The organism is Achromobacter xylosoxidans (genome assembly GCF_014490035.1).
In the GTDB taxonomy this organism is placed as follows: Bacteria; Pseudomonadota; Gammaproteobacteria; order Burkholderiales; family Burkholderiaceae_B; genus Achromobacter; species Achromobacter bronchisepticus_A.
Genome location: NZ_CP061008.1, coordinates 3093638 through 3111161 on the forward strand (window position 1 = coordinate 3093638; position 17524 = coordinate 3111161).

Consider the following 17524-nt stretch of genomic DNA (forward strand, 5'->3'; position numbering starts at 1 on the left):
TCAGACTATGGAATCGGCGCCACCGGATTTGCAGCCTGATACGCGCTGCCGGCGCCTGCTCACATTGCGAAGGTCCCATGGCATCCCATACTCCCGCCTCCAAGGATGTGTCCGCCGCCGGCTGGCTGCGCTGGCTGCCCGGGCTGGCGGTGCTCAGGTCATACCAGGCCGCCTGGCTGCCCAAGGACCTGGCCGCCGGCCTGGTGCTGACGGCCATGCTGGTGCCGGTCGGCATCGCCTATGCCGAAGCGTCCGGCGTCCCAGGCGTCTACGGCCTTTATGCCACCATCATTCCACTATTGGCCTATGCACTGTTCGGCCCCAGCCGTATCCTGGTGCTGGGTCCGGACTCCGCCCTGGCCGCGCCCATCCTGGCGGTGGTGCTCAGCGTTTCCGAAGGCGACCCCATGCGTGCGGTGGCCGCGGCCAGCCTGATGGCCCTGGTCGCCGGGGTGTTCTGCATCGTGATGGGCCTGCTGCGGCTGGGCTTCATCACCGAACTGCTATCCAAGCCGATCCGCTACGGCTACATGAACGGCATCGCGCTGACGGTGCTGGTCAGCCAGTTGCCCAAGCTGTTCGCGGTATCGATAGACGATGCCGGCCCCTTGACCGAATTGTGGCGGCTGGGGCGGGCGGTATTCATGGGCGAGGCCAACTGGTTTACCTTCGCCGTGGGAGCGGCGACCCTGGCGCTGATCCTGCTGCTCAAGCGCTACGATCGCGTGCCGGGCATCCTGATCGCCGTGATCCTGGCGACGCTGGCCGTCAGCCTGTTCCACCTGGACTCGCAAGGCGTGAAGGTGCTGGGCGAAATCCCGCAAGGTCTGCCCAAGTTCGTCTTGCCCTGGCTCAGCCATGCGGACCTGGTCAAGATCGCGCTGGGCGGTTGCGCGGTGGCGCTGATCGCCTTCGCGGACACCAGCGTGCTGTCGCGCACCTATGCCGCGCGCACCAACACCCGGGTCGATCCGAACCAGGAAATGGTGGGCCTGGGCGTGGCCAACCTGGCGGCGGGCTTCTTCCAGGGCTTTCCGATCAGCAGCAGCGCTTCGCGCACGCCGGTGGCCGAGGCGGCGGGTTCGCGCACGCAGCTTACAGGCGTGGTGGGGGCGATAGCAGTCGCGGTACTGCTGGTCGCGGCGCCCAATCTGCTGCGCTATCTGCCGAACAGCGCGCTGGCGGCCGTGGTGATCGCGGCGGCCATCGGCCTCTTTGAATTCAAGGACCTGCGCCGCATTTACCGCATCCAGCAATGGGAATTCTGGCTGTCGATGGCGTGCTTTGCGGGCGTGGCCGTGTTCGGCGCCATTCCGGGCATCTGCCTGGCCGTGGTCATCGCCGTGATCGAATTCCTGTGGGACGGCTGGCGGCCGCATTTCGCGGTGCTCGGCCGCGTGCCCAACCTGCGCGGCTACCATGACATGAAGCGCTATCCCAATGCCGCGCTGATCGACGGCCTGGTGCTGTTCCGCTGGGATGCGCCGCTATTCTTCGCCAATGCCGAACTCTTCCAGCAGCGCCTGATGGAAGCCGTGGAGGCCTCGCCCACGCCGGTGCGCTGGGTGGTGGTGGCTGCAGAGCCGGTCACCAGCGTAGACGTCACGTCGGCGGACATGTTGCGTGAACTAAGCCGCAGCCTGGCCCAGCAGGGCGCGGCGCTGCATTTTGCGGAAATGAAGGATCCCGTGCGCGACAAGCTCAAGCGCTTCGAACTGACGGAGGTGTTCGGCGACGACCGTTTCCATCCCACGGTGGGGAGCGCGGTGGACAGCTACCTGGAAAGCGCGGGCGGCAGGCATCCCGGAGATTAAGGCCCGGCTCGCTTGGGTCAGGCCATCAATACCGCGGCCTGTTCGCCGAACAGGATCAGCGCAATGACGATCATGGCCAGGCCCGAAAACTGGCTGACCCTGCGCGCGGCGACCGGGCGCGATTGCAGTACCGCCTTCGACCCCAGGCCCACCAGGGTATAGATGACGGCGCAATTGAGGATCTGCAGGATCCCCAACGCCGTGATCTGCGTGGATATCGGCCAGGCGCCGTCGCGGCTGGTGAATTGCGGCAGCAGGGCCAGGAACAGCAGGATGGCCTTGGGATTCACGCCGCTGACGGCGAAACCTCTTGCGGCCCAGCCCAGCCAATGCCCCGCGGCCTGCGCATCGCCCGCCTTGGGCTCGGCAGGATGCGCCAGCACGTTGGCCCCCAGCCAAAGCAAATACGCCGCGCCGACCAGGGTCAGGACGGTGAGGATCGCGGGTTCGCTCGCCACCAGGGCGCCTATGCCCGCCGCGACCACCATGGTGATCATCAGATAGCCGGTCAACATCCCCGCCACGGCGGGAAGGACGGCCTTGTCCCGCAAGCCGGCGGATATGGCATAGGCCCAATCCGCGCCCGGGACGACAACCAAAGAAAGCGAAACAAGCCAAAACGCCACCAGATTGCCGGTTTCCAACTGCATACCCCAAATGAATCTCAGGCGGGGAATGTTATCGGCGAAGCAGGGGGAAGTGCTTCTTCCATCTACCGCAAGAATTGCAGTTCTGGGTAGAATCTTCCTCATGGATGATCTAGATAGAAAAATTCTTGCGCAGCTACAGGAAGACGGCCGCATTTCCATCACGGACCTGGCGGAACGGGTCGGCTTGAGCCTGTCTCCGTGTCATCGGCGGCTGCGGGCGCTGGAAGAGGCGGGCGTCGTCAGCGGCTATGGCGCGAACATCAATCTGGCCGCGGTCGGGCTGAATTTTTCGGCCATCGTCTTCGTCACCATGCGCGAAGGCAGCAGCGACCGGGTGTCGGCGTTCGAGGCCGCCCTGGCCGATATTCCCGAGGTGGTGCAGGCGCAGCGGCTGTTCGGCGACCCGGACTACATGCTGCACGTCGTCACCCAGGACTTGCCGGCGTTCCAGGCGCTCTATGACCGGGTGCTGTCGGCGTTGCCCAGCGTGCTGCGGTTGAGGTCGACGCTGGTGATGAAGAACGTGCTGAGGAACCGGCCTGTGCCGCTCTGAGGCGGACGGAGAGACAGGCCGCGCGGCTGCGCGGCCTGGACCTGGATCAGGATTTTGTGGCGGAGGCGGGAGCGGCCGCCGCGGCGCCAGGCGCCGCGCCCTGCGCCGCCTTTTGCGCGGGCGCAATGTCCATGATGAGTTCCACGCGCCGGTTGGCCGCGCGGCCCGCCGGGGTGTCGTTGGACTCGATGGGACGGGTCTCGGCGTAGCCAACGGCGCGCAGGCGCTGGGCCGATACGCCGTCGCGGACCAGTTCGCGCAGCACGCTGGTGGCGCGGCTGCTGGACAGTTCCCAGTTGGACGCGAATTGCCGGGTCTGGATGGGCACCGGGTCGCTGTGGCCCTCGACCGAGACCTGGTAGTCGTTCTTGTTGAGGATGGCGGCCAGGCGCTTGATCACGTCCAGGCCGGTGGGGCTGAGGGTGGCCTGGCCGGACGGAAACAGCAGTTCATTGCTGATGCGAAAGCTCACCGACTGTTCGTTGATGATCACGTCCACCGATTTGCCCAGGTCGCCCAGGCCCAGCGATTCCTTGGAGGGCGCGCGCAGCGGCGGGGCGGCGTCGGCGACGATCTCGCCTTCCTGGGCCGGCTGCGCCGGCGTGGTCGCGGCGGCGGCCGCCGGCGTCTCGGCCTGCGCCCAGCTTGCGGGAATCTGGACGGCGTCGAATTCGGAATACTCGCCGTCGTAAGTGGGCAGGCCGCTGGCCGCCAGCGTGCCGACCAGCTCCACCGGCTGTTCCGATTGGCCGAATGCGCCGCCATGCAGGCGCGTGAGCGCCAGCAGCACGACCAGCATGGCCAGGAGCAGGGTGATCAGGTCCAGGTAGCTGAGCAGCCAGTTCTCGGAATCCTGTTCGACGGTTTCCTCGACGTGCCAGCGGGCATAGCGGTCCTTGCGGTCGCTCTGGCTGGGACGCCAGCCGCTGTTGGCCGCCGCTTTCTCGGCGCGCAGCTGGGCCTGGCGGGCCTGCTCGATCCGCTGCGCCAGGGTGGGGGAAATCAGGCTCATTGGCGCGCGGCGGCAGGACGGGCGATGGAGACGGGCTGGGCTGCGGCGGGTTTGGCCGCGGGTTTGATCTGACCTTCCGCCTTGGCTTGCGCGGCCTGCGGCTTGGCGTCCGCGCCGCCATCGTAGATCTCGTCTTCGACGTGCATGACGAAGGAGTTCAGGGTTTCGCGCACTACCGCGGGGCCGCGCTTCTCGCACATCATGGCGATGCCTTGCAGCACCATGTTCATGGATTCGACGCGCCTTGCGGTGCGGCGTTCCAGCTTGAGCGCGATGGGCTTGCAGACCAGGTTGGCCAGCAGGATGCCGTAGAAGGTGGTCATCAGGCCGATGGCCAGCTGCTGGCCGATCATCTGCATGCTGCCGTCGCCCAGCACCGACATCAGGTTGATCAGGCCCACCAGCGTGCCCAGCATGCCGAAGGCCGGGGCGAAGGTGGCCATGACGCGGAACATCTGCGCCTCGGCCTGCTCGCGGGCACGCAGCCGCGCCACGCGCCATTGCAGCAGCTCGATGATCTGGTCTTCGGGCGTGTTGTCGATGATCAGCTGCACGCCGGTGCGCAGGAAGGGGTTGCTGACCTTCTTGAGTTCCTGCTCGACCTTGCGGACGTCGGTGTTCATCCACAGCTGGGCCATGGACACCAGTTCCTCGATGTCGCGCTGCTGGTCGTGCTGGTCGTTGCGAAAGACGGTGCGCACCAGCTTGAAGACGCGCAGCACTTCCGGCAGCGGATAGGCGATGAACACGGCGGCCGCGGTGCCGCCCAGCACGATGGCCAGGCCCGGCAGGTTGATGTACATGCCGGGGTCGGTGGCGGCCAGGGCCACGACGATAACCAGGGTAAGCAGGCCGACGGCGGCGCCGATGACGGTAGACGGATTCATGGATCTTGCCCGATAAACATAGGCATCCCGTACGCGGAATGCCGGATTTCGGGGAATTCTAGCCAGGGCAGGTCCGAGTCAATCGTCCGGAAAACGGGGCGAAAAGGGCGGTAAGCGGCGGCTTGGACCGGGCGGGCGGCGCGCGTCGTCCCGGAAATAATGGGGGCGGATAAGACGCGGAGTCGTCCGGCGTCTGGCGCCGGCATGCCGCGGGCCCGGCATCAGCCCTGGCGAGGCTTGCGGGCGAACCATTCCTCGCGCGTGATCTCCCAGATTTCCGTGGGCAGCCGTCCGCTGACGTAACCGCGCTCTTCGGTGGCGACCAGGCGCATGCCGCCGCGCTCCGAGATGCGGCGCGAAGCCGCGTTGACGGAGGCCTTGGGCGCGCGCAGCAGCGGCTTGCCCAGCACCTCGAACCAGTAGGCGGTGGCGGCTTCGCTGGCCTCGGTCATGTAGCCCCGGCCGTGATGGGCGGGGTCCAGCCAAAAACCGCGGTTGTTCCAGGAATCATCGTCCATCAGGCTGACGATGCCGATCAGGTTGCCGGGGTTCTCACGGGTGCGGATGGACCAATGCCACTCCCTGCCCTGACGCATCGCAGGGATCGCCACTTGCTCCAGATAGTTGCGAGCGCCGTCGGGCGGGTAGGGCCATGGCACCTGGTCGACCAGGTAGCGCACCACTTCCCACTGCGGAAACAGGCGCTGGATGGCCTCGGCGTCGCCGATTTCCAAGGGCTGCAGGACCAGGCGGTCGGTGGCAAGAGGGGGAAACAACGGAGCTTCAGGCATGGCTGCTGGGGTGGGCGCCGCGTACCGGCGGCATATATGTATATCATGAGCGTCATCTGGCGGCGTCTCGCCCGGCGCCGCCGCAGCATTGGAGCAAAAACATGAATACCCCCAACGAAAACGTCAGCATGGCGCTTTTCTGTGATTTCGAGAACGTGGCGCTGGGCGTACGCGACACCAAGTACCAGAAGTTCGATATCCGGCCGGTGCTGGAACGGCTGCTGCTCAAGGGCAGCATCGTGGTCAAGAAGGCCTATTGCGACTGGGAGCGGTACAAGGAATTCAAGGCCCCCATGCACGAGGCCAATTTCGAACTTATCGAGATCCCGCACGTGCGCCAGTCGGGCAAGAATTCCGCCGACATCCGGTTGGTGGTCGACGCGCTGGACTTCTGCTACACCAAGTCCCACGTCAATACTTTCGTGATCATCAGCGGCGATTCCGATTTTTCGCCCCTGGTGTCCAAGCTGCGCGAGAACAACAAGAAAGTGATCGGCGTGGGCGTGAAGCAGTCCACCTCGGACTTGCTCATCGCCAACTGCGATGAATTCATCTTCTATGACGACCTGGCGCGCGAAGGCCAGCGCGCGGCGGACGCGCGCCGCGACAACCGTGGCGGCGCCGCCGCGGGCCAGCAGCGCCGCACGCCCGACGAGGAACGCCGCCGCAAGGAAGAGCTGGAGGCCCGCAAGACCCAGGCCGTGGAAATGGTCGCGGAAACCTTCGAGGCGCTCATGGCCGAACGCGGCGACAGCGGCAAGATCTGGGCGTCCGCCCTGAAGGACGCCCTCAAGCGCCGCCGCCCGGATTTCAACGAGTCCTACTACGGCTTTCGCGCCTTCGGCAACCTGCTGGACGAGGCGCAGTCGCGCGGCCTGCTGGAAGTCGGGCGCGAGGAAAACGCCGGCACCTATGTGTACCGCGACAGCGCAGGCGGCGCGCCGGCAGTGAACCGAGCCCCCGTCGATGGCGGATCCCGTTCTGCCTCGACTCGTCAGCCGGCGGCGGCTGAGACCGGCGACGCGCCAGTCGGAGCGGGTCAGGAAGAATCCCGTTCCCGCTCCGGCCGCAAATCGCGTGGCGGGCGCAAGTCGGGCGGCGAGGGCAGGGGAACCGGCCAGGTCGCCGAGCAGGAAGCCGGCGGTGAGAGCGCTGCCGCAGCCTCCGAAGTTTCGCCCGTGGTGTCTTCCGCGCAACCCTCGGCCGAAGCGCCGGCCAAGGCGCCGGCTCCAAGCGTGCCAGCCGCGCAATCGTCCGCTACCGCGCCGGCAGCCGCGCAGGCCGACGCCGCCCGGCAGCCCGGCGAACAAGCGGATGCCGCCAAGCTGGATGCCATGCGGGCCGACGCCCTGGCTCGGGCGCAGGAATCGAAGCCCGTCCAACCCTCGCGCCTGCCGCCCATGCCCAAGCCCTTGCCGCAGGCGCGTCAGCCGCTGCCGGCGGTGAACATCGCTGAATGGACCTTTGCCCAGCCTGCCGCGGAAAACCGCAGCCAGCCCGCGAGCAAGACGCCTGCCAAGATGTCCGACCCGTTCGAGGGCGGCATGGCCAGGATTGCCGCAAGGGACGAGGCCAAGGCCGGCAAGCCGGTCGCGGATACGCCTGCGGCGGCAGAACCCGCAGCCGACAAGCCCGCTGCGAAGCGGGCCACGACCCGCAGCGGTCCCGCCGCCAAGAAGACCGCGGCCAAGACCGCCTCCAAGACCGCGCCAGCGGCGGCGGCCGAGCCAGCGGCGGCGGCATCCGAAGCGCCCGCCAAGCCTGCCCGCAAGAGCGCCGCCAAGACCGCCAGCAAGGCGGCTCCCCGCGCGCGCCGGGCCAGCAAGACGGCCGAGGAATCCTGAAGCCCGGGCCTCAGGGCTGACAGCGCTTAACCGCCCGGGCCGCCGTAACGGCCCGGCGTGGCGCCCAGTTCGCGCTTGAACATGGCAATGAAGGCGCTGACGTTGTCATAGCCCAGCTCCAAGGCCACTGTGGTCACGGCCGCGCCTTCGGCCAGCATCTCCTGCGCCCGCATCAGGCGGGCGCGCTGCCGCCAGGCGCCCAGGGTCAGACCGGTTTCCGCCAGGTAACGGCGCGCCAGCGTGCGCGGCGACATGCCGATGGCGGCGGCCCATTCCTCCTGTGTCCGGGGGTCCGAAGGTTGGTCCGATAGCGCAAGCGCCAAGCGCTGCAGCCGCGCGTCGCGCGGCAGGAGCAGGGGCCGGCCGGCATGCGGCAGGGTTCTGATCTCATCCCGGATCACCTCGATCACGCGGCTGCGCGCCGGGTCGATGGCGCTGTCGCTCCAGGAAGCGGCGCGGTCCACGGCGGCCCGCAGCAAGTCCGAGGCGTGCAGCACACAGGGCGCGGCGGGCAGCCCCGCGCACGCCGCCGGGCTCAAGTACGCGCTGTAGCCGGCATACGGACCATGCGAGTACAGCCCGTGCGGCACGTCGGGGGGTATCCAGACAGCCTGTCGGGATGCCACCACCCATTGATGGTCTCCCGCATAGACCGTCAGCAGGCCTTGATAGGCGCCCAACAGCTGCCCCCGCGCATGCTGATGCATGGCGGTATGGCGCAGCGCGCCGTCCTGGCTGCGCACGGCGATCAGCCTGGGGCCGCCGCCGGCGCGGGTGCGTCCGGGGTCGAGCAGGGGAGCGTTTGGAGCAGGCAGTGCCATTGGCAGAAATACCGTATTGAATGGCTAAAACCGCGCAGACTTGCCACGCGGGCGCATCTATCGTAACTCCTGTCTCGAACATCTACAGGAGCACAACATGAAAGCAAGCGACGTCCTGCCCGACGGCAGGGATCTGGGCCAGTTCAACGGCGTGGCCGTTCGCAAGGGAACGGTGGGGGCTTTTCTCGCCAACGCCCGCGTCTGCCTCGATCCGCAGGCGCCGGCCCAGGCCGTGGCCGATGCGCGCAGGGACATCCAGGAGGCCTTGCCGGCGTTGAATGCGCTGGGACTGTTCGAGGTGCTGCAAGTGCGCGATCCTGCGCTGCGCGCGTGGTTGCTTGAAATGGGCGCGGCGGCAAGCTGAGCCCAGGCTATGCGGACGACCAGCAGCCAGGTCCGGTGCTCTATCATGCATGCTTTGGATACGGGCCGCGCGCTGCGCAGCGGCTCATTGCCTCGGATTACGCATGCAATACGTTCTGGTCAGTTCCTGTCTGTTGGGCAACCCCGTGCGCTACGACGGACGCGGCGTGTCCCATGACAACGCCGTGCTGGCCCGCTGGCGGGACGAGGGCCGGGTGGTGGCGGTCTGTCCGGAAATGGCGGGCGGCATGCCGGTTCCGCGCCCGCCCGCCGAGATCGAGCCGGACTCGGACGCCGCCGCCGTGTTGGCTGGCCGCGCCCGGGTGATGGCGGTGTCGGGCGAGGACGTCACCGCCCCCTTCGTGCACGGCGCGCAAGCGGCGCTGGAAGCCGCGCGCAAGCATGGCATCGGCATCGCGGTACTGAAGGAGGGCAGTCCTTCTTGCGGCAGCGGCTACGTGTACGACGGCCATTTCGCCGGCCGCAAGCAGCCCGGCGTGGGCGTGACGGCCGAACTGCTGGCCCGTGCCGGCCTGCGCGTCTTCAGTGAAAAGCAATGGGATGAGGCCCAGGCCTGTCTGGCCGGCCTGGAGGCGGCGGATGGGCGTTGGGATGGGCGCTGACGTGGGCGACCTGCTGGTGCTGCTGGCCGTGGCAGGCTGCGCGGTCCTGGCCTGGAAGGCGGCCGTGCGCACCGGCCGCAGCAAAGGCCTGCTGCGTGCGGCCGCCGGCATAAGCCTGGCCCTGTCCGCGCTCTTTTTCTACGCCTGGTACGCGCAATACCTGAAGTGGGATTTCAACGAGCTGGGCCGCTACTACGACCCGGTCGAGCAGGTGGTCTACACGGATTCGGGATTCGTCTGGATCCTGCCCGCCGGCGTCATGCTGGCCATCGGCCTGCTGTGCGCCTGGCGCGGCTGGCGCCGCTGAGCCGCCAGCCGCTTCCTGTCTCACGCCCTCATTCGCTGCGGATGTTGGCCTGCTTCACGATCTGGCCGTTATCGGCATATTCCTTCTGCACCTGGGCCGTGAACTGCTCCACCGTGCCGGGCGACATGATGTTCAGCGCGTCCGTCAGCGGCTTGTTGATGTCCGGCATGGCGGCGATGCGGTTGATCAGGCCGTTCATGCGCTGACGGAAATCCGGACTGGTGCTGGCCGGCGCGAAAAACCCGAAAGTGGATGTCATGTTGGCCATGGGGTAGCCCAGTTCGGCCAGCGTGGGCGTGCCGGGCCGTCCCGGCAGCCGGGCGGGCGAACCCACCGCCAGCAGCGTGAGCTTGCCTTCGTCGATCAGCGCATTGACCGGACCTGAGGCATTCACCAGCATCAGCGTGAACTGGCCGCCGAGAGCGTCGGGCACCATCTGCGCCATGCCCTTGTATGGCACGTGCGTGATGCGTACGCCCGTCTGGCCATTGATCTGCTCCAGCATCAAATGCCCCAGCGACCCCACGCCGGCCGTCGCCAGCGACAGGCCGCCGGGATCGGCCTTGGCCTGGACCAGCATGTCCTGGAAGGTCTTGCCCGTGAACTTCGGGCCGCCGACCAGATAGACCGGCGAATACATCACAGACGCCACCGGCGCCAGATCCTTCAAGGGGTCGTACAGCGTCTTCATCACATGCGGCGACAGCGTGACGGGGCTGACGGCGGTAAAGGCCAAGGTGTTCTCGTCGTGGGCCCGCGCCACCGTGTTCATGCCTATCATGCCGCCCGCGCCGCCGCGGTTCTCGACCACCACGGGCCGGCCCAGTTCCGCCGCCAGCTTCTGCGCGAAGGCGCGCGCGGTGTTGTCGACGATGCCGCCCGCGCCATAGGGCACGACGATGGTCATGGCCTGGGCCCGGGCGTCGGCCTGCGCGTGCGCGGCGGCAGAGAACGCGCAGGCTGCGCCGATGGCGCACAGCCCCGCGATCCGCTTGAAATCCAACATGCTTTCCCCTTGTCTATGCCCGGCGGCCTGTCCGCCGGGACGCGGCGACGGTCCTTCAATGAGGCGCGCCGGCATGCAGTGTGGGCAGGCCGGCGCGGCGGGACAAGCGGGAATACCCGGAATGCCGTATCAGTGCGCGCGGTAGCCGCGGCTGGTCATGCAGGAATCGAGCGCCCGGTTGTAGGAGTCCACCATGACCTGGGTGGTCCATTGCGTGATGGTGGCCGGGTCGTAGCCGCTCTGGTTCATGGCCCAGCGCTGGCAGTCCAGGGTGGCGCTGGCCTGCGCGCTGTTGACGGGCGGCACGGATTCGTACTGCACCGGCTCGTACTGGGGCTGGGGCGCGCTGTACACGGGCTGCGCTTCGTACACCGGCGCGTTGTAGACGGGGGCCGCGTAGACCGGCGGGCTGGTGTAGCCCACGCCCGACGAATAGACGCCGGCCTGGGTGTACGAGGGTCCGGAATCGGCCGCCAGCAGCAGGCCTATGGTGGCCAGGGCGAACGCGCCGCCTATCCACCAGCCATCGGAACTGCCGCCGCCGCCATGGTAATTGTGATATCCGCCGTGGTATCCGCCACCGTGATATCCGCCGTGGCCGCCGCCCCAATAGCCGCCGCCACGTCCGCCAGCCATGGCAGGCGCGCTTGCCACGGCCAATGCCAGCGCCGCGACGATGGCCATCCGGCCAGAAAACCGCTTCATGATCTTGCTCCTGATCCGCCTCGGGCCCAGCGTAACGCCGGACTCGGACCGATATTGCCACTTTACCGCCTGGCCGCTTCCATAAAGTGTCTCAAGCGCTACGGAGATTTCAACTGATTTCAGCGGGAGGCTGACGGGTCCTGGCGGTCGGGCCAGTTGTTGCAGGAACGCGACTCGCCGGGGCGCAGCGTGATCTGCGGTTTGTCGTTGAAATACGCCGCGTCGCGGTCCAGCGTCATGTAGGTTTCGTAGCCCGTCTTCTCCACGCACCAGTTCCAGAAGTACACCTGCGCTCCGTGGATCATCATCGATTCGGCGCGCCATTCCTTCAGGGCCTCGAACGCGGCGCTGCCGTCGGACGCGCTGCGGGTTTCATTGCGGAACTGCTCTCGGCCATAGGGAAAGGTGCTGCTGATCAACACCACCCGCGCATCGGCCAGAGGCTGGGAGTTTTCGTCCAGCACGGTGGCGCGGGCATCGGGCTGCATGGTCTTGTACACGGGGTAGGGCACGCAACCCGAAAGCAGGCTGGCGAGCGCCAGGATCGCAATAGTTGGCAAGCACTTTGGGAAGGACATTGCAATGGTTGTATCCATTGTGGGAACCGTGGGTAAAACCAGTGGCTAAAAGCGCGGAAGGGTAGTATTTTCTCGCGATGATTACGGCACGACCCTCTTCTTTACCGCAAGACAAGCGTCTCACCAAGGGTGAACGTACACGGGCTCAACTTCTGGAGGTCGCGGCGGCGGAATTCGCGGAACGCGGATTTCAGCATACCCGGATCAGCGACATCGTCGCCCGGGCCGGCGTGACCCAGCCTGTCTTCTATCAATACTTCGCCGGCAAACAGGCGGCCTACGACGAACTCGTGGGCCTGTTCGCGCAGCGCCTGCGCCAGGCCATCGGCCAGGCGCGCATGCCGGACGGCCTGCAAGACGCCGGATTGGACAGCCGCGTCCGCCTGGGCGTGAGCGGCCTGCTCGCCATTCTGCAGGAAGATTCGAACCTGACGCGCATCGGCTTCTTCCAGGCCGCCGAGGCCGAGGCGCTCAAGAACGAGCTGGCGGCGATGATCGCCGACAACGTGAGGGCCGAGCAGCAGGTGGGCCTGCTCCGCGAGGACATTCCGGCCGACTGGTATGCCCAATCCATGATGGGCATCATTGAACGGTTCACGCGGCAGGAGCCGGATGCGGCCGGGCAGCAGGCCCTGGCGGAAGTCATCACCAGCCTGCTGCTGGACGGGATACGAAAGCCGCTCCGACAAGCCTCCTAGCCGGAGGCTTTTTTTTTGGCCGGACTCTGGTTGCGGTCCGGGCCTGAATCGCGGGCGCGCCCGTCCGGCTCTCAAGCCCAGGTTTCTTGCAGATACATCCATTGCGGCTGGCCGCCGGGCTGGACGGCAAACAGCGCCGTCGCCCGCCGCTGGGTCGCGCCCGCGCTCCAGGCGTGGCGTTCACGGTAACTCAGTAAAACCGAATCCGCGCCGGCGTGCAGCACGGCCAGCTCGTCGATGTCGATCTTCAGACCGGGGCGGGCGCCTCGCAACCTGCCGAACAAGGCCGGCAAAGCCTCCGCGGGCAGGCGCTGGCCGTCGGCCGCGATCATGCTGAAGCCGGGCGCAAAGTCCTCGAGCAGGCTGGCCAACTGCGCGTCGGGAGCATCGGGCGAGCCTATCCACTGTTCGATACGGGAATGGACGTCGAGAGTCAGGCGCAGGCAATGGGAAGAAAGATCTGACATGGGAAGGATCCATGGAAAGGGTGCGCCATTCTAGGAGCCGTGTTGTTCCCGAAAAACGACCTGTCGATGGATATACTGTTCGTGTTTTTTTGACAATCTATCCAGGCCTTCCATGATCAATCTGAATCGTCTGGCAATGTATGCGGCGGTAGCCGAGGCCGGTTCTTTTACGGCGGCGGCCGAGGCGCTGGGCACGACCAAGGCGGTGGTCAGCTTCAACGTCAAGCAGTTGGAACAGGAACTGGGCGTGGCGTTGCTGACGCGCAGCACCCGGCGGCTGGCGTTGACCGAAGCGGGCGAAGGCTTCTACGGTCACTGCGCGCGCCTGCTGCGCGACGCCGAGGCGGCGGTGGACGAGGCGCGTTCCGGCCAGACGGCCTTGTCGGGCAGCCTGCGGGTGACGGCGTCGGTGGACTACGGCAACCGGGTGGTGGCGCCGGCGCTGGCGGCATTCGCGCGCGCGCATCCCGCCTTGCGGGTGGGCTACCGCGCCGGGTCGGCGCATGCGGACCTGATCGCCGAGCGTCTGGACCTGGCCATACGGGTGGGGATGTTGGAGGATTCCAGCTACCGCGCCACGCGCATCGGCCAGTTCAAGCTGTGGATCGTGGCCAGTCCGGACCTGTTGGCGCAGCACGGCGCGCCGCGCACGCCGCAGGCGCTGGCGGCGTTGCCCTGGCTGGCCAACCGCCCTGGCCGCAGCGATCGCTGGCGGCTGACGGACAGCAAGGGCCGCGAGCACGAGCTGCGCGTGGCGCCGGTGGCGCAGGCCGACACGGCCTCGGCGCTGTTGGCGTTCGCCGAGGCCGGATGCGGCGTGGCCGCGTTGCCGGAATGGCTGCTGGAAGAGCCTTTGGCGCGCGGCTCGCTGCAACGCCTGCTGCCTTCGTATGCGCTGCCGCGCCTGGAGGTCTACGCGGTCTATCCCGACACTCGCCACGTCAGCGTCAAGGTTCGGCGCTTCATCGATTTCCTGCGGGAGCGGCTGGGGCCGACCGGCAAGGCTTAAGGCCGGCGCATGGTCCTTTGAATGCGAACGGGCCGTGGCCTCGCGTCTCAGCGCTCCAATGCCGGCGTGCCGCCCGCGCCCAAGTCCCAATACAGTCCCGTCATCAGGCTCAACGCCTGCCGCAGCAAAGCCGGCGGCAAGTGTTCATTCGGCGCGTGCTGGGAACAGCCTGGATAGGAGTGCGGCACCCAGATCGTGCGCAGGCCCAGCACGTCGGTGAAGATGTCGTTGGGCAGGGAACCGCCCAGGTTGGGCAGCACGGCGGTCTTGGCGCCGGAGGTGCGCTCCAGCGAATCCACCGCCCAGCGCACCCAGGCGTCGTCGGGGTCGATGCGGGTGGCGCGGAACATGTTCTCGCGCGTCAGCGTGATCTGGACCATGGGAAAGCCCTGGCGATCCAGGTGGCGGCGCAGGGCGGGGACCAGGTCGTCCGGATCCACGCCCACCACGAAGCGCAATTGGCAGCGCGCCCAGGCGCGCGGCGGAATGGCGTTGACGGGCGTGTCGGGATTGCCGGTCTTGTACGCCAGCACCTCGAACGAGCACCAGCCGAACACGCGTTCGGCCGGCGACAGGCCCGGCTCGCCCCACCAGGGCTCGATCTCCGGGCCGTCGGCGCCGCCGTCCACCTGGCAATCGGCCAGGGCGCGCCGCACGGCGTCGGGCAGTTCACGCGGCACCCATTCCGGGATGCGGATCTGGCCGGAGGGCGAAACCAGGGAGGAGATGGCATGGGCCAGCTGGATGCCCGGGTTGGAGATCAGGCCGCCCCAGTTGCCCGAATGATGTCCGCCCGCGCGCGCCTCGATGCTCAGGTCGAAGTTCAGGCTGCCGCGCGCGCCGAGGAAGATGGTTGGGCGTTCGGCGCTCAGCCGCGGGCCGTCGGAGGCGATGAGCAGGTCCGCCGCCAGCATTGCGCGATGCTCCTCGCACAGGTCGCGCAGGCCCATGGAGCCGGTTTCCTCACCCATCTCGATCAGGTACTTGGCGTTGAAGCCCAGCTTGCCGCGCGTTTCCAGCACCAGGCGCAGCGCCTCCATGTTGATGCTGTGCTGGCCCTTGTTGTCGGCGATGCCGCGGCCATACCAGCGGCCCTCGGACTCGGTCAGCGCCCAGGGCGACAGGCCTTCCTTCCATTCCTTTTCCAGGCCGCGGATGACGTCCCCATGGCCGTAGCCCAATACGGTGGGCAGGGCGGGATCCTCGATGCGCTCGGCATACAGGAACGGCGCCAGCGCCTTGGGGTGCGTCAGCGTGCGGCAGGTGAAGCCCAGGGCCTCGAAGGCGGGCCGGATCTCGGCTTCCAGGTAGGCGGCGAGTTCGGGCGCGCGCGCGGGGTTCTGGCTCTCGGTGGGCTGGGCCAGGCGGCGAGCCAAGAGCGCGCGGAAGGCGCCGGAATCAAAACACTGTTCCGCCTGGGCGATGGCTTGTGCGCGGGTCATGATGGCTGGGCTCCGTTGGAGGTAGGGGGATAGAGGTGGCAGGCCACCACGGATTGTTCGCGCCGGACCAATGCCGGGCGCTCGGTCTTGCATTGCGCCATGGCTTGCTGGCAGCGCGGATGGAACGGGCAGCCCGGGGGCGGACGCAGCGGGTCCGGGAACGACAGGCCCAGGCCCATGTCGGGTATGCCCAGACCGGGTTCGGGCGTCAGCACCGAGGCCAGCAGCGCCTGCGTGTAGGGATGGCGCGGATCATGGAACAGCTGCGCGGTGGCGGCGGATTCCACCACCCGGCCCAGGTACATCACCGCCACCTGGGTGGCGATGTGCTCCACCACCGCCAGGTTGTGGCTGATGAAGACATAGGTCAGATTGAACTCGCGCCGCAGGTCCATCAGCAGGTTCATGATCTGCGCCTGCACCGACACGTCCAGCGCCGAGGTCGGCTCGTCGCAGATGACGATCTCGGGATGCATCACCAGCGCCCGCGCAATCGCCACGCGCTGGCGCTGCCCGCCGGACAACTGGCCCGGCGTGTTGTGGGCCAGCCGCGGCGGCAGGCCCACGCGCTCCAGCATTTCGATGGCCTTGTGTTGCCTCGGATTGGCGATGCCGTGCACTTCCAGCGGCAGCGACACGATGGAAGCGATGGAGCGGCGCGGATTGAGCGAAGAATACGGATCCTGGAAGATAGGCTGGACGCGGCGGGCGAGCGCGCGCCGGCCCAGGCTGCGGATGTCCTGGCCGTCGAGCCGGATCGCGCCTTCGGTGGGCGGCGTCAGCCCCAGCAGCATGCGCGCCAGCGTGGATTTGCCGCAGCCGGATTCGCCCACGATGCCCAGCACCGCGCCGCGCTCCACCGCCAGGTCCACGCCATTGACGGCGTGCAGCGTGCTGCGCGGCCGGAACATGCCCGACCGGATCGAGAATTGCCTGCTGACGGCCTCGGCTTGCAGCAAGGGGCTCATGCCGGGACTCCTTCGGATTCGAGGATGCAGCGCCATTGCTGGCCCGAGACGGCGCCATGCACGGGCACCTCATGGCGGCATTGCGGCTGGGCGTGCGGGCAGCGGTCGCGGAAGGCGCAGCCTTGCAGCTCGCCCACCAGCGCGGGCACGACGCCGGGTATGGTGCCCAGCGCCTCGCCGGGCGGCGTGCGACCGGGTACGGGGATACAGCCGAGGAGCCCCTGGGTGTAGGGATGACGCGGCGAGGCGAACAGTTCCGCCACCGGTCCTTCTTCCACGATCTGGCCCGCGTACATCACCGCCACCTGGCGCGCGATGCGCGCCACCACGCCCAGGTCGTGGGTGATCAGCACCATGGCGATGCCCAGCTCGGCCTGCAGGTCGGCCAGCAGGCGCAGGATCTGCGCCTGGATGGTGACGTCCAGCGCGGTGCTGGGCTCGTCGGCGATCAGCAGTTCCGGTCCGCACATCAGCGCCATGGCGATCATCACGCGTTGGCGCAGGCCGCCCGACAACTGGTGCGGATACTGCGACAGGCGCTGCGCCGCCGAGGCGATGCCGACCTTCTCCAGCAGTTCCACCGCGCGGTCGCGCGCCTGGCGCGCGCCGGCCTTGCAGTGGTGGATGTAATGCTCGGTCAGCTGCTCGCCGATGGCGTAGGCGGGATTCAGCGCCGTCATGGGTTCCTGGAAGATCATCGCCATCTTGCTGCCGCGCAAGGCGTTGATGCGGCCGCCGCGCGCGGCCGAGAGGTCTTCGCCCAGCACCGCCAGCCGGCGCGTGCTGCGGCGGGCAGCCTTGGGCAAGAGCCCCATGATGGCCAGCGAGGTCATGGACTTGCCGCAGCCGGATTCCCCCACCAGGCACAGCGTTTCGCCGCGCCGGACCTGGAAGGACACGTCGCGCACCGCATGCAGCGGGCCGCGCGGCGTGGCGATGTCGACGGTCAGGCCCTGCACATCCAGCACGATGTCGGTGTCGCTCAT

Annotated in this window: 20 protein-coding genes; 8 read left to right on the plus strand and 12 right to left on the minus strand. The window is 67.6% G+C overall.

Going from position 1 to position 17524, the window contains the following annotated elements; all coding sequences use genetic code 11:
- Positions 1 to 77: 77 nt before the first annotated feature.
- On the plus strand, positions 78 to 1814 hold the full coding sequence (locus tag IAG39_RS14465; RefSeq protein ID WP_118933945.1) for a SulP family inorganic anion transporter: 1737 nt from the start codon (positions 78 to 80) through the stop codon (positions 1812 to 1814).
- Between the two features lie 17 nt (positions 1815 to 1831).
- Here the strand turns inward: IAG39_RS14465 and IAG39_RS14470 are convergent, their stop codons facing one another.
- Positions 1832 to 2464, minus strand: a complete 633-nt coding sequence (locus IAG39_RS14470) for a LysE family translocator (protein WP_118933944.1) — start codon at positions 2462 to 2464, stop codon at positions 1832 to 1834.
- Between the two features lie 100 nt (positions 2465 to 2564).
- Between IAG39_RS14470 and IAG39_RS14475 the strand changes: the two genes are divergently transcribed.
- Positions 2565 to 3017 carry an Lrp/AsnC family transcriptional regulator gene (locus IAG39_RS14475; protein WP_059380123.1) on the plus strand — a complete coding sequence of 151 codons (453 nt, stop codon included), beginning with the start codon at positions 2565 to 2567 and terminating at the stop codon, positions 3015 to 3017.
- A 46-nt stretch (positions 3018 to 3063) separates the two neighbouring features.
- On the opposite strand, the gene IAG39_RS14480 is transcribed toward IAG39_RS14475, so the two are convergent.
- The 3 genes from IAG39_RS14480 to IAG39_RS14490 form a co-directional block, all read right to left on the minus strand.
- On the minus strand, positions 3064 to 4029 hold the full coding sequence (locus IAG39_RS14480; protein ID WP_118933943.1) for a flagellar motor protein MotB: 966 nt from the start codon (positions 4027 to 4029) through the stop codon (positions 3064 to 3066).
- Entirely contained in the window at positions 4026 to 4916 is an 891-nt protein-coding gene (locus tag IAG39_RS14485; RefSeq protein WP_059380121.1) for a motility protein A, read from the minus strand. Before IAG39_RS14485 ends, IAG39_RS14480 begins: the two co-directional genes overlap by 4 nt.
- A 221-nt stretch (positions 4917 to 5137) precedes the next feature.
- Positions 5138 to 5707, minus strand: a complete 570-nt coding sequence (locus IAG39_RS14490) for a GNAT family N-acetyltransferase (protein WP_118933942.1) — start codon at positions 5705 to 5707, stop codon at positions 5138 to 5140.
- 101 nt (positions 5708 to 5808) lie between these two features.
- On the opposite strand from IAG39_RS14490, the gene IAG39_RS14495 reads away from it, so the two are divergent.
- On the plus strand, positions 5809 to 7551 hold the full coding sequence (locus IAG39_RS14495; protein WP_118933941.1) for an NYN domain-containing protein: 1743 nt from the start codon (positions 5809 to 5811) through the stop codon (positions 7549 to 7551).
- Between the two features lie 26 nt (positions 7552 to 7577).
- On the opposite strand, the gene IAG39_RS14500 is transcribed toward IAG39_RS14495, so the two are convergent.
- On the minus strand, positions 7578 to 8372 hold the full coding sequence (locus IAG39_RS14500; RefSeq protein WP_118933940.1) for an AraC family transcriptional regulator: 795 nt from the start codon (positions 8370 to 8372) through the stop codon (positions 7578 to 7580).
- Between the two features lie 97 nt (positions 8373 to 8469).
- Between IAG39_RS14500 and IAG39_RS14505 the strand changes: the two genes are divergently transcribed.
- The 3 genes from IAG39_RS14505 to IAG39_RS14515 all read left to right on the plus strand — a co-directional run bounded on the left by IAG39_RS14505 (position 8470) and on the right by IAG39_RS14515 (position 9665).
- Positions 8470 to 8736 carry a hypothetical protein gene (locus IAG39_RS14505; RefSeq protein WP_118933939.1) on the plus strand — a complete coding sequence of 89 codons (267 nt, stop codon included), beginning with the start codon at positions 8470 to 8472 and terminating at the stop codon, positions 8734 to 8736.
- Positions 8737 to 8839: 103 nt separating this feature from the next.
- Positions 8840 to 9358, plus strand: coding sequence for a DUF523 domain-containing protein (locus tag IAG39_RS14510; protein ID WP_118933938.1), 519 nt, complete (start codon positions 8840 to 8842; stop codon positions 9356 to 9358).
- Positions 9348 to 9665 (plus strand): hypothetical protein, encoded by a 318-nt coding sequence (locus IAG39_RS14515; protein ID WP_059380115.1) that lies wholly within the window; start codon positions 9348 to 9350, stop codon positions 9663 to 9665. Before IAG39_RS14510 ends, IAG39_RS14515 begins: the two co-directional genes overlap by 11 nt.
- A gap of 28 nt (positions 9666 to 9693) precedes the next feature.
- On the opposite strand, the gene IAG39_RS14520 is transcribed toward IAG39_RS14515, so the two are convergent.
- The 3 genes from IAG39_RS14520 to IAG39_RS14530 all read right to left on the minus strand — a co-directional run bounded on the left by IAG39_RS14520 (position 9694) and on the right by IAG39_RS14530 (position 11954).
- Positions 9694 to 10671 carry a tripartite tricarboxylate transporter substrate binding protein gene (locus IAG39_RS14520; protein WP_118933937.1) on the minus strand — a complete coding sequence of 326 codons (978 nt, stop codon included), beginning with the start codon at positions 10669 to 10671 and terminating at the stop codon, positions 9694 to 9696.
- A gap of 129 nt (positions 10672 to 10800) precedes the next feature.
- Complete coding sequence (locus IAG39_RS14525) at positions 10801 to 11376, minus strand: hypothetical protein (RefSeq protein ID WP_059380113.1); 576 nt, start codon at positions 11374 to 11376, stop codon at positions 10801 to 10803.
- A 119-nt stretch (positions 11377 to 11495) separates the two neighbouring features.
- A complete protein-coding gene (locus tag IAG39_RS14530; RefSeq protein WP_059380112.1) occupies positions 11496 to 11954 on the minus strand; it encodes a hypothetical protein in 459 nt (152 codons plus the stop codon).
- Between the two features lie 203 nt (positions 11955 to 12157).
- Here IAG39_RS14530 and IAG39_RS14535 point away from each other — a divergent pair, with 203 nt between their 5' ends.
- Positions 12158 to 12652: a TetR/AcrR family transcriptional regulator gene (locus IAG39_RS14535; RefSeq protein WP_262422103.1), complete on the plus strand. Its 495-nt coding sequence runs from the start codon at positions 12158 to 12160 to the stop codon at positions 12650 to 12652.
- 71 nt (positions 12653 to 12723) lie between these two features.
- Here the strand turns inward: IAG39_RS14535 and IAG39_RS14540 are convergent, their stop codons facing one another.
- Positions 12724 to 13119 carry a hypothetical protein gene (locus tag IAG39_RS14540; protein ID WP_118933935.1) on the minus strand — a complete coding sequence of 132 codons (396 nt, stop codon included), beginning with the start codon at positions 13117 to 13119 and terminating at the stop codon, positions 12724 to 12726.
- A gap of 112 nt (positions 13120 to 13231) precedes the next feature.
- Here IAG39_RS14540 and IAG39_RS14545 point away from each other — a divergent pair, with 112 nt between their 5' ends.
- Positions 13232 to 14128 (plus strand): LysR family transcriptional regulator, encoded by an 897-nt coding sequence (locus IAG39_RS14545; protein ID WP_118933934.1) that lies wholly within the window; start codon positions 13232 to 13234, stop codon positions 14126 to 14128.
- 47 nt (positions 14129 to 14175) lie between these two features.
- Here IAG39_RS14545 and IAG39_RS14550 read toward each other — a convergent pair whose 3' ends face one another.
- Genes IAG39_RS14550 through IAG39_RS14560 form a run of 3 tightly spaced genes read right to left on the minus strand, consistent with a single transcriptional unit; the run spans position 14176 to position 17524 of the window.
- Positions 14176 to 15570, minus strand: a complete 1395-nt coding sequence (locus IAG39_RS14550) for a M20 family metallopeptidase (protein WP_118933933.1) — start codon at positions 15568 to 15570, stop codon at positions 14176 to 14178.
- Positions 15567 to 16538: an ABC transporter ATP-binding protein gene (locus IAG39_RS14555; protein WP_118933932.1), complete on the minus strand. Its 972-nt coding sequence runs from the start codon at positions 16536 to 16538 to the stop codon at positions 15567 to 15569. The genes IAG39_RS14550 and IAG39_RS14555 overlap by 4 nt, the downstream gene beginning before the upstream one ends.
- Positions 16535 to 17524 (minus strand): ABC transporter ATP-binding protein, encoded by a 990-nt coding sequence (locus IAG39_RS14560; protein WP_118933931.1) that lies wholly within the window; start codon positions 17522 to 17524, stop codon positions 16535 to 16537. The genes IAG39_RS14555 and IAG39_RS14560 overlap by 4 nt, the downstream gene beginning before the upstream one ends.

Bases quoted from the DNA above. Each gene is read 5' to 3' on its own strand.
- IAG39_RS14550 (WP_118933933.1), bottom strand. From the start codon at position 15,570: ATGACCCGCGCACAAGCCATCGCCCAGGCGGAACAGTGTTTTGATTCC.
- IAG39_RS14540 (WP_118933935.1), bottom strand. From the start codon at position 13,119: ATGTCAGATCTTTCTTCCCATTGCCTGCGCCTGACTCTCGACGTCCAT.
- IAG39_RS14560 (WP_118933931.1), bottom strand. From the start codon at position 17,524: ATGAGCGACACCGACATCGTGCTGGATGTGCAGGGCCTGACCGTCGAC.
- IAG39_RS14555 (WP_118933932.1), bottom strand. From the start codon at position 16,538: ATGAGCCCCTTGCTGCAAGCCGAGGCCGTCAGCAGGCAATTCTCGATC.
- IAG39_RS14465 (WP_118933945.1), top strand. From the start codon at position 78: ATGGCATCCCATACTCCCGCCTCCAAGGATGTGTCCGCCGCCGGCTGG.
- IAG39_RS14505 (WP_118933939.1), top strand. From the start codon at position 8,470: ATGAAAGCAAGCGACGTCCTGCCCGACGGCAGGGATCTGGGCCAGTTC.
- IAG39_RS14500 (WP_118933940.1), bottom strand. From the start codon at position 8,372: ATGGCACTGCCTGCTCCAAACGCTCCCCTGCTCGACCCCGGACGCACC.
- IAG39_RS14480 (WP_118933943.1), bottom strand. From the start codon at position 4,029: ATGAGCCTGATTTCCCCCACCCTGGCGCAGCGGATCGAGCAGGCCCGC.
- IAG39_RS14510 (WP_118933938.1), top strand. From the start codon at position 8,840: ATGCAATACGTTCTGGTCAGTTCCTGTCTGTTGGGCAACCCCGTGCGC.
- IAG39_RS14475 (WP_059380123.1), top strand. From the start codon at position 2,565: ATGGATGATCTAGATAGAAAAATTCTTGCGCAGCTACAGGAAGACGGC.
- IAG39_RS14545 (WP_118933934.1), top strand. From the start codon at position 13,232: ATGATCAATCTGAATCGTCTGGCAATGTATGCGGCGGTAGCCGAGGCC.
- IAG39_RS14530 (WP_059380112.1), bottom strand. From the start codon at position 11,954: ATGTCCTTCCCAAAGTGCTTGCCAACTATTGCGATCCTGGCGCTCGCC.
- IAG39_RS14525 (WP_059380113.1), bottom strand. From the start codon at position 11,376: ATGAAGCGGTTTTCTGGCCGGATGGCCATCGTCGCGGCGCTGGCATTG.
- IAG39_RS14495 (WP_118933941.1), top strand. From the start codon at position 5,809: ATGAATACCCCCAACGAAAACGTCAGCATGGCGCTTTTCTGTGATTTC.
- IAG39_RS14470 (WP_118933944.1), bottom strand. From the start codon at position 2,464: ATGCAGTTGGAAACCGGCAATCTGGTGGCGTTTTGGCTTGTTTCGCTT.
- IAG39_RS14515 (WP_059380115.1), top strand. From the start codon at position 9,348: ATGGGCGCTGACGTGGGCGACCTGCTGGTGCTGCTGGCCGTGGCAGGC.
- IAG39_RS14490 (WP_118933942.1), bottom strand. From the start codon at position 5,707: ATGCCTGAAGCTCCGTTGTTTCCCCCTCTTGCCACCGACCGCCTGGTC.
- IAG39_RS14485 (WP_059380121.1), bottom strand. From the start codon at position 4,916: ATGAATCCGTCTACCGTCATCGGCGCCGCCGTCGGCCTGCTTACCCTG.
- IAG39_RS14520 (WP_118933937.1), bottom strand. From the start codon at position 10,671: ATGTTGGATTTCAAGCGGATCGCGGGGCTGTGCGCCATCGGCGCAGCC.